This is a genomic window from Peribacillus sp. P4_C12 (genome assembly GCF_056402095.1).
This window is the reverse complement of the sequence record NZ_JBFUIB010000074.1, coordinates 1-14,234: the sequence shown is the minus strand read 5'-3', so window position 1 is coordinate 14,234 and position 14,234 is coordinate 1. Positions and strand designations below refer to the sequence as shown.

General features: G+C 35.1%; 14 protein-coding genes. 4 read left to right on the top strand and 10 right to left on the bottom strand.

The features are described from left to right. A partial coding sequence (locus tag AC1DUW_RS12530; protein WP_477642664.1) for an aminoglycoside phosphotransferase family protein occupies window positions 1–334 on the bottom strand: 334 nt, incomplete at its 3' end. A gap of 291 nt (window positions 335–625) precedes the next feature. Here AC1DUW_RS12530 and AC1DUW_RS12525 point away from each other — a divergent pair. Continuing rightward, the gene (locus AC1DUW_RS12525) at window positions 626–1,744 is read left to right on the top strand and encodes an NAD(P)/FAD-dependent oxidoreductase (RefSeq protein ID WP_477642666.1); all 1,119 of its coding nucleotides are present in this window, start codon (window positions 626–628) and stop codon (window positions 1,742–1,744) included. 793 nt (window positions 1,745–2,537) lie between these two features. Here the strand turns inward: AC1DUW_RS12525 and AC1DUW_RS12520 are convergent. From AC1DUW_RS12520 to AC1DUW_RS12510, 3 genes are all read right to left on the bottom strand, one after another. Beyond that, on the bottom strand, window positions 2,538–3,611 hold the full coding sequence (locus AC1DUW_RS12520; protein WP_477642663.1) for a helix-turn-helix domain-containing protein: 1,074 nt from the start codon (window positions 3,609–3,611) through the stop codon (window positions 2,538–2,540). 565 nt (window positions 3,612–4,176) lie between these two features. Further along, on the bottom strand, window positions 4,177–4,701 hold the full coding sequence (locus AC1DUW_RS12515; protein ID WP_477642665.1) for a leucine-rich repeat domain-containing protein: 525 nt from the start codon (window positions 4,699–4,701) through the stop codon (window positions 4,177–4,179). After that, entirely contained in the window at window positions 4,680–5,027 is a 348-nt protein-coding gene (locus tag AC1DUW_RS12510) for a leucine-rich repeat domain-containing protein (protein WP_477642662.1), read from the bottom strand. The genes AC1DUW_RS12515 and AC1DUW_RS12510 overlap by 22 nt, the downstream gene beginning before the upstream one ends. A gap of 259 nt (window positions 5,028–5,286) precedes the next feature. Between AC1DUW_RS12510 and AC1DUW_RS12505 the strand changes: the two genes are divergently transcribed. Continuing rightward, on the top strand, window positions 5,287–5,445 hold the full coding sequence (locus tag AC1DUW_RS12505) for a hypothetical protein (protein WP_162878778.1): 159 nt from the start codon (window positions 5,287–5,289) through the stop codon (window positions 5,443–5,445). Between the two features lie 330 nt (window positions 5,446–5,775). Here AC1DUW_RS12505 and AC1DUW_RS12500 read toward each other — a convergent pair whose 3' ends face one another. Together AC1DUW_RS12500 and AC1DUW_RS12495 are read right to left on the bottom strand one after the other, a co-directional pair. Next, the gene (locus AC1DUW_RS12500) at window positions 5,776–6,537 is read right to left on the bottom strand and encodes a carbon-nitrogen hydrolase family protein (protein WP_477642661.1); all 762 of its coding nucleotides are present in this window, start codon (window positions 6,535–6,537) and stop codon (window positions 5,776–5,778) included. Window positions 6,538–6,795: 258 nt separating this feature from the next. Then, entirely contained in the window at window positions 6,796–7,221 is a 426-nt protein-coding gene (locus AC1DUW_RS12495; protein ID WP_057219498.1) for an Lrp/AsnC family transcriptional regulator, read from the bottom strand. A 118-nt stretch (window positions 7,222–7,339) separates the two neighbouring features. Between AC1DUW_RS12495 and AC1DUW_RS12490 the strand changes: the two genes are divergently transcribed. Next, window positions 7,340–7,738, top strand: a complete 399-nt coding sequence (locus AC1DUW_RS12490) for a carboxymuconolactone decarboxylase family protein (protein ID WP_477642660.1) — start codon at window positions 7,340–7,342, stop codon at window positions 7,736–7,738. Between the two features lie 185 nt (window positions 7,739–7,923). Here the strand turns inward: AC1DUW_RS12490 and AC1DUW_RS12485 are convergent, their stop codons facing one another. Next, window positions 7,924–8,391, bottom strand: a complete 468-nt coding sequence (locus AC1DUW_RS12485; protein ID WP_053344840.1) for an Lrp/AsnC family transcriptional regulator — start codon at window positions 8,389–8,391, stop codon at window positions 7,924–7,926. 172 nt (window positions 8,392–8,563) lie between these two features. Between AC1DUW_RS12485 and hisC the strand changes: the two genes are divergently transcribed. Next, complete coding sequence (gene hisC, locus AC1DUW_RS12480) at window positions 8,564–9,676, top strand: histidinol-phosphate transaminase (protein ID WP_477642659.1); 1,113 nt, start codon at window positions 8,564–8,566, stop codon at window positions 9,674–9,676. Between the two features lie 96 nt (window positions 9,677–9,772). Here the strand turns inward: hisC and AC1DUW_RS12475 are convergent, their stop codons facing one another. The 3 genes from AC1DUW_RS12475 to AC1DUW_RS12465 form a co-directional block, all read right to left on the bottom strand. After that, window positions 9,773–11,152: an amino acid permease gene (locus AC1DUW_RS12475; protein WP_477642658.1), complete on the bottom strand. Its 1,380-nt coding sequence runs from the start codon at window positions 11,150–11,152 to the stop codon at window positions 9,773–9,775. A gap of 406 nt (window positions 11,153–11,558) precedes the next feature. Beyond that, entirely contained in the window at window positions 11,559–12,983 is a 1,425-nt protein-coding gene (lpdA, locus tag AC1DUW_RS12470; RefSeq protein WP_477642657.1) for a dihydrolipoyl dehydrogenase, read from the bottom strand. Beyond that, on the bottom strand, window positions 12,984–14,234 hold a 1,251-nt coding region (locus AC1DUW_RS12465; protein WP_477642656.1), incomplete at its 5' end, for a dihydrolipoamide acetyltransferase family protein.

The window sequence follows — 14,234 nt, the reverse complement described above, 5'->3', positions numbered from 1 at the left end:
ATTGCCAGCTATCATCAAATGGAAAATCACTGACAGAATCATGATAAAGACGGAGCATTTTCGCTATTTCTATTAAGACATCCTCAGACCACATGTATTCTTTTAAAGGATAATTACCAGCTTCTCCTTCAATATATGATAATATCTCTCTTCCTTTTTCATCAATACCTAACAACTTTGGTGCATAACTGAAACCTTTGTTCTCCATATGCTTTAGTAGCTTATGAATTTTGGGACTATCTGGCTTTAATTCTCGTCGCACAGTATCTCCCGAACGATAAACATTAGAAACATTCCCTCCTGTTAGCATTTCTTCGTTTTCATGGTTTGACATCTATATATTCCTCCCTGATAGGGATTTTCTATAACCCGTAAAACAATTCCTGTTTGTTCAATAAAAAGTCATAAAAAATAAAGGGTGATACATATTAGACATGTTTAATATGTATCACCCTTTAACTTCTTGTTCGACTAAAGCGCCCGATTATTGAATATTAAAAAATCTCAAGAACTACAACAAATAAGTCATAAAACGCCTTAAATATATTTAAACGTGTAGAAATAAAGCATAAATAGGCATGGTTTAGAAAAAACTAAAGAAAAAAGTGGAAGTGAAGTGAATGCGATGCGTATTGTTGTTATTGGTAGTGGATTTGGAGGGTTAAATGCTGCTGTTGAGATTAGAAAAAAATTAAAACATTCTCAACATGAGATCACCGTTATTTCTGATAAGGAAGAATTTATTTTTCGTCCATCCCTAATTTGGCTTCCATTTCACAAACATAGTATTAAAAAGCTCTCCTTTCCACTTCGTCCAACATTTGAAAAGATCGGTGTTAGGTTCATTGAAAAAAGTGTCAAATCACTTATGCCAAAACAAAATTATGTGATATGTAATGATGATGTAATCATTGAGTACGATTATTTAATACTTGCATCAGGCGCTTCTCCTGACTGGGCAAGAATAAAAGGATTAGAAGGAAAAAGTGCATCTATCTATGATGTATCATCTGCTCTTAAAACAAGAGAAAAGCTTGAAGAAATGGAAGAAGGTGAACCAATTGTTATAGGAGTTGCGCAGGAGAATCCGAACCAAGGTATTGCTTATGAGTTTTTATTTGAGTTGGATGCATATCTCAATGAGCGTCGTATCAAATGCCCCATGACGTTTTTTACATATGAAAAAGAGCTATTTAACGGAAATGGAAAAGAGCCGACAGAGAAGCTTGAAGTATTAATGGCGGAAAAACAAATACCGTACTACTGTAATGTTTCTATTGAACAGGTTGATGATGGAAAGGTCTATTTGAATAACGGAGAACGACTTCCTTATTCATTTTTACTCGTTTTGCCTCCTTATAAAGGAAAGGAATGTATTCTATCATCGAAAGATTTTGAGCATGAAAATGGCATCCTACCTGTTCATGAAACTCTCCAATCCGTTCAATGGGAAAATATTTATGTTGTTGGTGATGCAAATAATATCAAAGGAACAAAAACAGGGCGTGCCGCTGAGCTCCAGGGCGTACTTTCTGTTGAAAATATTGTCAAACAAATGCATCATGAACCACTTCGATCATTCCAACACGAAACACTTTATTTTATGGAGCTTGGAAAAGAAGGTGCTATGTTTATTATGAATAAACCTTCTAAACAAGGAACATTAACATGCACAACGAGTGGCATGATGCCACATATGATGAAGCGAGCGTTTGAAAGTTATTACTTACTTAAATTCAGCTAACTATATTATTATCTTTCTGTCAATCGTATCTGATTTTTATACATCGTTAATAAATCAAAGTTACAGGACACTCAGGTGCTCCTGATGGCTGTATAAAAAGTGGGGTTTTATCCAACCTCTTATTCAATTAAATGGCCCAATTGTTGAACAAAGATCAAACAGCACTCTTCAACTATCCTGCCCCGATAGTTCATAACTAAACCTTTGATACTAACCATAAACCAATAGAAAACAAAAGGACCATAAGAAGGCACACTATAATATATATCGCCTTTCTTACCTTAAATGGTAGTAAAGTTAACAAAAGATAAACAAAATTACCGAAGATTCCTGCTCCACTTACTACTTCACTCTGCTCTTTATCTTGCACATTAGTATATCGCATGGACAATATTAATCCTGTTAGTGATAAAAGAACAAGGAAGAGAAACCCTATATCTATGTTCAATTAAATTTTCCCTCTCCTATTTTTGGTGGATTACGTTACTTTATAAGCATTTTTCACTTCCACTTTTACAAGCTTCTGAATCTAATATATTATAACCCCTTGTTGAACTAAACTACCCCTTTAGTTCCATAAGAAATAGCTGCCTTATCTTAAGCTAATGCACCCGTTAGTTCAACAAGAATAATTAATTTAACAAAGGTTAAAAACGACAACATTTTGGAATTCGTTTATGTGACAAGTCGTTCAGAATAGTCCCAGATGACGGAAAAAAGGTTTAGTTTTTTTACACTTTATTGGTACCCCTTCAATGTTTGTCTTTAAAAATTCTTGTTCCCACTTCCAATTTTAAGTTTTATTAATAAGATCTATATATTGTAAATCTCCATAGCCTACTGTTGGGAACAGAGCAAATAACCTATTAATTAATTCTGATGTTGGTAAATCTTTATTTTTGGAAATATACTTTACTACTGCATTATCTTCTTTTAGCATATCTAAATATATGTCTATTGCCTGATACATGACTGGAAGTAGTTCATATGATGGTTTATTATGATTGACCAACACTTCCTTGTATACAGAATAATAATGACCTAATTTAAGTTCAGTTTGATTAACTTTAAATTCATCCTCTCTGAAGCAATTTAAGAAAACTTTGCCTTCATATCCGGACTGTTCAAGATAGGAAAGTATTGTAAGTAGGTTCATTTGACAAAACATGTCTTCACCAAACCATAACACGATACATTTATACTCATTATTAAAAAGATTGTCTAATGGAACAATGACCTTTTTGATATAATTCTCTACTGACCCATGATGTCCAGAAGCTCGTGCGTTTATAAATTCTTTATCAAAAACTTGTTTAGTAGTCGCGTTTACACACATCGCTTCATTAAATGGAGCGTAATCAGAATCTCCCATTAGTCTGTTATCTTTAAACTCCTCATACATAACTTGACCATTCAATATGTTGAGTACGTCTTTGTCAAACAACTCACTCTTCTCATTTTGTAACTGTTCAACCTCAATTTTTCTAGAAACATTCATTCTACACCATTCCCCGACTTTATTAATAGTGAGTTTAACAAATGACTGGACAGGCAACTTGTTAAGTTGATATTCTCTAGGATTGATACCAAAAACAGTTTTAAAGGCTCTGCTATATGCTTCTTGCGAAGAATAATCGTAATCAAAGGCAACGTCAATTATCTTCCTGTTATTTGCTAAATCTTCCGTGGATAAATACAATCTTCTAAGAAGAATATAGCGCCTAATACTTATACCTGTTACTTGGTGAAACTTAAACGAACAATAATAAGGGGAATATCCCATATAATTAGATAGTTCATCTAATGAAAATTGGTTTTTTATATTGTCTTCAATCCAATCAATCATAAGCTGTATCTGTTCATTCATTTATCTCACTCCTTAAAAAGATTATAAGAGGTATCCATTTCTTTCTTTTGATATTTCTTGTGATATATAAAATTAAACCTACACAAAAACCCTTAAATATTGTCCATTTTTTTATAAATCTTTATTTAAAATTATCTAACTTTGTCATTAATTATCTAACTTTATTTTAAAGCTACAATAAAAGCCGACACTATAAAAATATAGTGCCGGCTTTTTATTTACATAATCTTCCTTACAGATAACTCAACAATCAATGCTACAATTATTATGAGGTGGTAACTTTGTTTATTTCTCCAATGCTATTGCACAAAGAGCACTCCTTCGAGGACGATGATTTCATAACTGAGCTTGAGTTATCTAGACCTAATTATAAAAAACCTTAATAAATAATGGAGAGTACACATTAGCTATGTATAATATGTACTCTCCTTTTTTCTTTTAGTGAACTAACGCACCTGTTAGTTAATTAAGGAATCAACGTCAAAACTTTATTATCCTTTAACAACCACAATCCGACTCCTCATAATTTATTATCAATGAGTTGTATATGTTAATGAAAGCTAGTTTATAAATAAACTATACAACCTTTTTCTTCTACTTTTTCTAACCATTTCGGTATTTTCAAGTTAGGATTCCATCTTAAATCTAAACGTTCTAATCCCTCAATTTCCATTAAAGAATCCGGCAATTCAATCAATTGATTACCCCTTAAATCTAATTCTAATAAATTTACTAGCTTTCCGATTCCATAGGGTAACGTTGTCAATTGATTATTTCTCAAATTCAATCGTCTTAACTTTTCACATTGGTTGAGTGAATTCAGGACTTGTTTTATTTGATTTTCTTCCAAATCCAAAACCCGTAATAACGTCAAATTTTCAAATATTTCTGGGAGAGTGGTGAGTTGATTATTTTTAAAATGCAGCTCTCTAATATTGTTTAACATGCTAAAGCTCTTAGGTATCTTATTAAGTTTGTTATTCATTAAGCGTAACTCTATCAGGTTGGTTAATTCACCAATTTCTCTTGGTAATTCACTCAATTTATTATCGCTTAGATTTAAATATTTTAATTTTTTAAGGCTTTTAATTTCGGGGGGACTGTTTGGAGTTTATTATTGTGAAGATATAAATAATCCTCCAAATTCACAAGGTATTCTATATCTGATGGAATTATTTCAATCTGATTATGTCCTAAGTCCATCATTCTAAGTTCTTTCAAATTTTTTATATTAGCAGAGATTTTTTCAAGCTCATTAGCAGAAATATTTAACACTTTTAAATTGTTCATTATATATATTTCTTCTGGAATTCCTCTAAAGTTATTATCGAAAAGGTTGATTTCCGTAATTTCATTCAGAGATAAGTTTATGTCCGGCAAAGAATTTAATTTAGCATGGGGAAAGCTAATTTCCAATTAATCTCCTCCTATTAATTATTCATCAAGAAATTCACCATACGTATAAATGTATTCTATTTTTCATTTTTGTATAGCAAAAGTTATTCTTCTTTATCTTGTTCTTCTTGAGCTAACCTGCCCCTTTAGTGCCATAAGAAGCGATTGTTCAACGAAAGCCCCCTTTACTTTAAGGGAAATTCGTTCAAATCCTCGGGATATAACGAGTGTTTTTTTGTAAATAATAAGATTGTTAAACAATAAATTGAGGAGGACTTGTATGCAACAGGATCAACAAGCTAAAGAGAATTTGGGTTCTATTATGAAACCAGAATTTGCCGGAACTGATGCACAAAAAGTAAAACAAGAAATTCAAAAAGATGTAAGCGAAGGACAAGGTGCAATGACCTCCCGAGAGGCAGGAGCAATGCGCGATTAAAAAACCACTTTGAGTGGTTTTTTATTTTTCTGCTTCAAAATTAAACACTTTACATCTCTCATTTCGATTTGGTGGAGATGCTACAAACTTAATGATTAAGCACGGTTGGTTTGAAAGACCACCTCAAGCCATTGACCGTGAATACCTAGCTAAAGAAATAAACAAATAAATATAGTAGAAGGTAAGCTACAATTATTTGGGTAACCCTTATTTTTATTGAGCGAACCTGCCCGTTGCATAAAGAAAAAGCTGCCTTGACAGCTCTGATCTTCAGCTWACGCACCCTTTAGTTCAACAAGAGTTTAGTGTATGTAGTAAATTAAGTTCTCATTATATGTAATCGATGTCGAAATGTGAGGATGTTAATTCCATACTTTGTAAATCCCATTCAAAAGTAAGTATAGCTGATTGTTTTGATTTATGTGTTAAGAGGCGTACACCATTTTTAATGATCATGCTTTCTGCATCCCAAAAACGGACAGTTTCGTCTTCGCCAGTACGATTACAGACAATTACGGGTAGCCCTGTTTCTAATGACCTTTGTTCCCATTCTCCCTCTGGACCATGTAATCCAGGACCCCAGGAAGACGGTGCAATTAATATTTCTGCTCCTTTTTCAAATAAATTGTAAGCAATATCTTTGGTATATGCGTCTGCACAAATCATAATACCAACCTCAACATTGTCTGTTTTTATTGGCTCTATTACATCCCCTGAAGCTGACCAATCATCAATAATACTATTGATTTTTCTCTGTTTACCTAATAAGTGACCTTTTTTATCTATGACAAACACAGCATTATACAACTCTCCATTACTGCCTTTTTCAGGGCAACCCAAAAATACAGTGCTTTTCAAATTCTTTAGTTTACGGCTCAAATTACTCATCCAAGCATCAGGTTGCCTGTTAATCCATCCAGTCCCAATCTTATGATTGAATTGAAGTCCGCTGACACATAGTTCAGGTGTTATAATCCATTTGGCATTATTATTTGATGCTATATGAATGGCTTGTTCAATAAGTTTTTGGTTATACTCCACATCACCAGCAATAGGCAATAGGTGTAATAAAGCTATTTTTATTTTTCCCATAATGATCTCCCAAACATTAACTTATATTAATGGCTATGCTTGTAATAATTGTAGCATAGACATTGATTTGCTTGTTCAACTAACCTGCCCCGATAGTTGCTTAAGAAAAACCGTATAATGCTTCAAATTAATTGGCTTGATTATTGTTATGTGTCTCTCACTTAAACTGTGGTACGGACTCACTCCACTCCCTTAGATAACATTTATACTTATATGTCGTTTAAGTGAATAAATTCGTTAACGATAAAAATATTCTTATTACTGATTCCGCTCTACTTCGGAAAGTATCACATGCGTCACTGTTGTAGCATACGGGATTATCTGATTGATGAACTCTTCCACTTTTGGGAGACTTTCACTATGTATTTTCAACATATAACAAGCCTGTCCGGCAATTCGAAAACAAAAATCAACATTCGGAAGCTTGGCAATATAGCTCTTGAATCGGTCATACTCCCCATTCTTCACTGTTGCTTCTACGATACATTCAATCGGAAAACCAATCTTTTTATGATCAATCTCGGCAACATACCCTTTTATAATTCCGAAAGACTCCATCTGCCGAACCCGTTCTGTAACAGTGGGGGCAGATAAATTCACTTTCTTTGCCAGTTCCCTCATAGAAACCCGACTATTTATCGTTAATTCATCAAGAATGCTACGGTCTTTTTTATCAATTTTCATATAATTAGTATTCCCTTTCTTTTTCTTTCATCTATATATTATTACTCTTAAATACTTTACAAATGCAATTAATTTACCTGGATTTTCATTATAAGATTATCTCAAAGGGGAGATGTTCATGACAAGAATTAAACATTCAGCTATTGGGTCCAGTCCGTTTCAACGACTATTTCATTCGGAGGATATTTTACTTAAATGGTCGGACCTTTCAGAGTGTATATTTACAGACGGGAAACTTTCAAAGGAATTAAAGGAAAATGTCAGAAGGGTTCTTGCATATGGTAACGGATGTGTATACTGTCAAGCAAAAGGTCGTCCATTGAAACCAGACGATATTAAAGAAGGCTATGCAGTAGCTTTTGCAGAGGTATTTCTCCTAGAACGCGAAAAAACGGAGCAAACATTCATTGATGTGTTAAAGGAAGCATTTAGCGATGAAGAGATATCGGAACTGTTAGCCTTCATTTGTTTTACAACTGCACAGCAATATTTCGGGGCTTTGATGGATTTAAAATAATGTTAAAAAGGAACAGGCATTTGCCTTGTTCCTTTCTGAAAAAGATTCATACTAAGCAGTTGAATTCCAAAACGTTTTTGTTCTCAACCATCAGTATTTTCAACTGTTCAACTGGACCATTTAATTTAGTAATGTTTGACTTGAAATAGTTTTAGTATCTAATAGCTTTGAAGATTAAATTCAATCTAGAATTTTGCACCTTGATCTTCTAACTGATTAATCTTTGGAAGAATGGAGCGAGAAGGTACTGGGGATGTTAAAACTATAGAAGTATTTAAATGTCCATAAGGTATTAATCGATCTATAAGAATTCTCATGCTGTCCATATCAGCTAAAGCGGCTTTTAAAAAATATCCTACTGTTCCTGTTACGCGATGACACTCAATAATGTCTAAATCATCTTTGACTAATTGCTCAAAATCAGGAACAGAAACTTTAAGTTCACTCACTTGAATAAACACAAGTACTCCTCTTCCTATTGCCGGTGGTGAAACTCTGGCACTAAACCCTTCTATAATCCCTTTTTCTTGTAAGCGATACATACGTTCAGAAATACTAGGTCGACTAAGAGCCAATTTCTTTGATAATTCACTAATCGTAATACGTCCATTTAATTGTAAAAGTTCTAGTAAACTGACATCTATTTCATCCATGAAGCAACCGCCTTTCATAATGAAGGAATATAAGCTTATATTTCTTTAAAATGGTGTATGGAAAGCAGAAAATACATTCTTTTTTGTATGTAAATTTAACAGTTATTATTCTATCATTAAAATCATTAATAGAAAAAGAAAATTCAGAATTTATCAAAGGGAGGAACTTGCATTGACTTTCACGAAAATTCTTGTTCGAAAAAACATTGAAAACCTAAGCGCATATGTTTCCGGTAAACCAATTGAAGAAGTACAACGCGAACTAGGACTTGAAAGTATCGTTAAATTGGCATCCAATGAGAATCCATATGGTTGCTCACCTCTAGCAAAAGAGTCCATGCTTATCGAAATGGAGCAAACCTCATTTTATCCTGAAGGAATGGCACCGTCATTAGCTGAAAAGTTAGCAAGGAAATTAAATATCAAACAAGATAATATTATCTTAGGTAATGGATCTGATGAAGTTATACGTTTGTTAACACGAACCTACATTCAACAAAATGATGAAGTCATTATGGCTGACGTTACATTCCCACGATATGAAACGAATGTATTGATTGACGGAGGCACACCTGTAAAGATACCTCTTATTAATGGCGTACATGACCTACAGGGTATGTATGAGGCCATTACTGAAAAAACAAGAATGATTTTTGTTTGTAATCCCAATAATCCAACAGGAACAATCGTTCAAAAAGAAAAGTTAAGATCTTTTATCGAGAAGGTGCCGAAACATATTTTACTAATCGTTGATGAAGCATACTATGAGTATGTTGAGGATGAAGACTATTTAGAAACCTTGCCATTTCTAAATACCCATTCAAATCTAGTCATCTTACGTACTTTTTCAAAAATATATGGATTGGCTGCATTAAGGATTGGATACGGTTTAATGGACGTTTCCATCATCCAAGAGCTAATCAAAGTGAAAGAACCATTTAATACCAATCGCTTAGCACAGGCAGCAGCCTTTGCTTCACTGGACGACCCTACATTTGTAGCACAATGTGCTCGTAAGAATGAGGAAGGAAGAAGATATTTAGAAAATGAACTAAGCGAGATGGGATTAACATTCTTTCCTTCTCATGCCAACTTTATAATGGTCAAACTAAATCATCCTGGCAGGTACGTCTTTGAGGAGCTATTAAAACAAGGGGTCATCATCCGATCTGGTCATTTACTTGGCTATGAAAATACTATCCGCGTGACCATCGGTACTCCACTTGAAAATGAGAGATTCATAAAATCCTTACAAAATGTAATCAATAAAACGCTTAGTACATGACATATCGAAATATAGTTGCAAAATAATCAAGGATTGATAAATCATAAAAGATACGACATAGACGCCCTTTGCCTATGTCGTATCTTTTACGTGGATTTATTTAACCATTCTCTTTTCTTTTATAATTGTTTCCTGTTCATCCACACTTTTAAATTTAAGTATCGAAATCGCGATTAATCCTACCAATACAATAAGACAAGCAATGATACTGACCCGATTCTGTTCACTAAACACAAACATGACACAAATGATACTTAATGTAATTACTGTAAACAATGTTACGTACGGGAAGCCCCACAATTTAAAGCTCGGAGCTTTAGGATATGAATTGCGAAGTTTTAGCTGCGCTAAACAAATACTGATCCATACAAGTGATACCACAAAACCCGGAAACGCCATTAATAAGGTAAATGCTTTGTCCTGTGCAACGTAGGTAATCATGGAGCCCGTGATTAAAACAACGGCACTTAGTAGTAAACTATATAATGGAACACCATTTTTCGATACATAAGAGAAAGACTTTGGAGCTTCCCCCTCTGCAGCTAAAGAATGCAACATCCGTGTACAACCATATATTCCAGAGTTAGCTGCAGATAAGACAGCTGTAATTAAAATAAAGTTCATTATGTGGGCAGATCCCTGAAAGCCTGACATTGACAATACCTGGACAAACGGACTTGACTGGTCGCTAATTTCGTTCCAAGGAATTAACCCGCATATTACAAGTATCGGTAAGGTGAAAAATAATATAACCCTCCAAATATAGCTTTTAATAACCTTAGGTAAAATACGCTCTGCATCCTTTGCTTCTGTTACTGTTACTCCTATTAATTCTGAACCGCCGTAAGAAAACATAACAATTAGCAAAGCTGAAAATATTGACATCCAGCCATTAGGAAAAAAACCACCGTGCTCTGTAAAGTTTTGTAGATAATTAGTTCCGCCGCTTGGGATAATTCCAAATAAAATACTAGCTCCTAAGAGAATAAATACTATAATCATTGTAATTTTAATTCCAGCAAACCAAAATTCAAATTCTCCATAATTTTTAACATTCATCATGTTAATTCCAATGATTAGGGCAGCACAGCCTAAACTTAATATCCAAAGTGGAATAGATGGAAGCCAGTATTGCAAGAAACTTCCTGCCACTACTACCTCAATAACACATACGGACAGCCACATGAAACAATACATCCAGCCTATAATGAAGGAACTACGTTTACCAAACGCTTTCTGAACAAAACCCTTCATATTTGTATTTGGATAGACGATTGCCATTTCTGCTATAGCTCCCATGACCACAAGAAGTAATAATCCTGCAAAAATATAAGTAAGGATAACTCCTGGTCCTGCTAACGATATAGTTTCAGAACTTCCTTTAAAAATCCCAGTACCTATTGCTCCTCCCATTGCCATCATGCTAATATGTCGCGGCAACAACTTCTTTTGTAGAGACCCATTATTTGATTCCATTACTTATTCCTCCTTTATTCTGTTAATTTTCTGAATAAAAAATTAATCACTCTGTTTCATCTATTGAAAGGCGACTTGATAAGTTTAATACTTATCAACCGATATGACAAAGGAGTGGAAACATGAAAAGACGGCAAGCTAAAGTTTACCGTAAATATTACAAGAAGGATAGCTTCAGGCTGATAATTTTCACTTGGATAAATGCTGTATTTCAGTTTGATTATGGAAGTAGGGTTTTTGAACTAATAACCTAATACGGATCTAGATTTACTTTTAACGTTAAGATGGGCTCATTAAACCCACTCTATCTCTATCTCTATCTCTATCTTTTATCTATTAACTAGAACACTATTAATTAGGGATTACATTGTTATAAGTAACCCCTAATTAATTTCCTCCATTTATCTTACTTATTTACAATGTGGATTGCATGCCCCAAAACTGCTTCCGCTGCTTCCATCCAACCTTCAGTCAAAGTTGGATGTGGATGCATGCTCAGAGCTATATCTTCTACACGAGCTGACAATTCAAGTGCCAGTACTCCTTCACCTATAAGGTTAGATGCATCAGCGCCAACCATATGCATTCCAAGTAAAATGTGGCTTTTAGCATCCACGATCACTTCTGCAAATCCCTCTGTTTCATTCGTTGCAAGCGCTCGTCCGTTGGCACTGAATGGAAATTTCCCAGTTTTGACGCTATATCCCTGTTGTTCCGCCTCTTCACGGCTGAAGCCCACCCCTGCAATTTGTGGATCTGAGAAGATTACATAGGGAACAAAAGAGGAGTCAATGGCACTTGGCAAACCTCCTATTACTTCTGCTGCCACTATTCCCTGTTTAGACGCTCGGTGAGCAAGAGCTGGACCAGGTGTAATGTCACCAATAGCAAAGATATGTGGAACATTAGTACGACATTCTGTGTCTACTGCTATATAGTCTTTTTCGTCTACCGCAATGCCAGCCTGATTTAGACCAATCTCTTGAGTGTTGGGAATCCTACCAATTGTTACTAGGGTCTTCTCGCTCACAATCACTTCTGTCCCATGCTTTTCCGAAAAAACATGAAGGTGAACTTGTCCATCCTCCACAATGGCTTTTTCTACCCTTGTAGATGTTTTAAGATTTATCCCAAGCTTCTTAGCATTACGGATTACTTCCTTGACCAAGTTGTCGGCAACCTGAGGGAGAATGCGATTAGCCATCTCAATAATTGTTACTTGAGTACCTAACTTTGCAAAAGCCATCCCCATCTCGATACCGATATAGCCTCCGCCGATAATCGACAAGCTAGGTGGAACTTCTTTTAGCTGTAAAGATGTTGTCGAATCCAAAATATATCTTCCATCTACATTAAGGAACGAAGGAATAAACGGTCTAGACCCCGTCGCAATAATTGCATGTTCAAACTTATAGGTTTCAAAATCACCATCGGTTTCTACTCCGATGCGGTCATCAGATAAAAAGGTTGCTTGACCTTTCACCACCGTTACTCCATTTTCTTTACATAAATGGGATATACCTTGGTTCAACTGAGAAATGATGCCCTTTTTCCAACCCTGCCATACATTTAAGTCAACTGCTGTTTTCTCTTGAGGTAGTTGAATTCCCATTTTTTCAAAATCGTTAAGCCTATGAAATTGATCAGCTGTATGTATTAGAGCCTTCGAAGGTATGCATCCCCGATTGAGGCAAACACCACCCAGCTTATCCTTTTCAATTAGAACAACCGATTTCCCTAACTGTCCGAGACGAATAGCTGCAGCATATCCTCCCGGACCTCCTCCTATAATGATAACATCTGTTTCTATAGCAACTTCCCCTACTACCATTTATCTCATCTCCACAACTAAAAGAATTGGGTTTTCCAGTAGTTCCTTAATCCGATTTGTAAAACGTACCGCTGTTACGCCATCAATTAAACGATGATCGAAAGATAACGACATATTCATCATCAAGCGGATAACACCTTCCAAATCGCGAACAACCATGCGAGGTTCCATTTTATGCAACGCTAAAATTGCCGCTTCGGGATAGTTAATGATTGGTGTCGCATGCAACCCACCGATTGGTCCAACATTGCTAATGGTAAATGTACTACCAGTAATCTGCTCTAAGCTCAACTTCCCTTCTCGAGCTTGGATTGCCATTTGTCTAATTTCATCAGCTAGCTGGAAAATTGTTTTCTGATCTGCATTTTTAATAACAGGAACAATGAGACCATCGTTCGTATTCGTGGCAATCCCAATATGATAATAATTTTTCAAGACTATTTCATTTGTCTTTTCATCAATTGAAGCATTTAATGTTTTAAACTCCTTTAGTGCGATAACAATGGCCTTAACGAAGAATGGTAAAAAAGTCAATTTAATATCCTTGTTGTCTGAATACGTCTTTAATTGATCTTTTAATTCCTTTAATCTATCCATTTCTAATTCATCTACATGGGTGACATGCGGAATAGTCGAAACTGACTTTACCATATGTTCAGCGATTTTTTTTCGAATACCCTTAAGCAGAATCCGCTCTTCTAACCCTTTTTCCATTACTTTTTCCTGAACAGTTTCAATAGGAGCTGCATTTTGAAGTATATTATTATCGTTGTTATTGTCATTGACCTGTTTAAATTGATTATTTTCTATAAACTGTTGCAAGTCACTTTCTATTATTCGTCCAGCAGGCCCAGAACCTTTAACCTGCTGGATATCAACCTTCATTTCCCTAGCCATTTGACGTACATATGGAGTAGCCAACACACGAGCTGCCTCAAGATGTGGTTTACTTGTTATATCCTCTGAATTTACTTTTACATCAGCAGGTTGCATAACCGGGGGCTCTTTTTCAATAACAAATGTTTCCGGAACAGAAATATCGTTCTCTTCTTGAATAGTAAATATAGTGGTTCCTACTTCTACAATATCCCCTTCAGTAAAGAGTATTTTCTTGACCACGCCCGTTGCTGGGGCAGTCAATTCCGCATTGACCTTATCTGTTTGTACTTCTACTATCGGTTGGTCCTGCGTTACTGATTCTCCTTCTTTAATGAGCCACTTGATAATTTCTCCTTCATGCATCCCTTCACC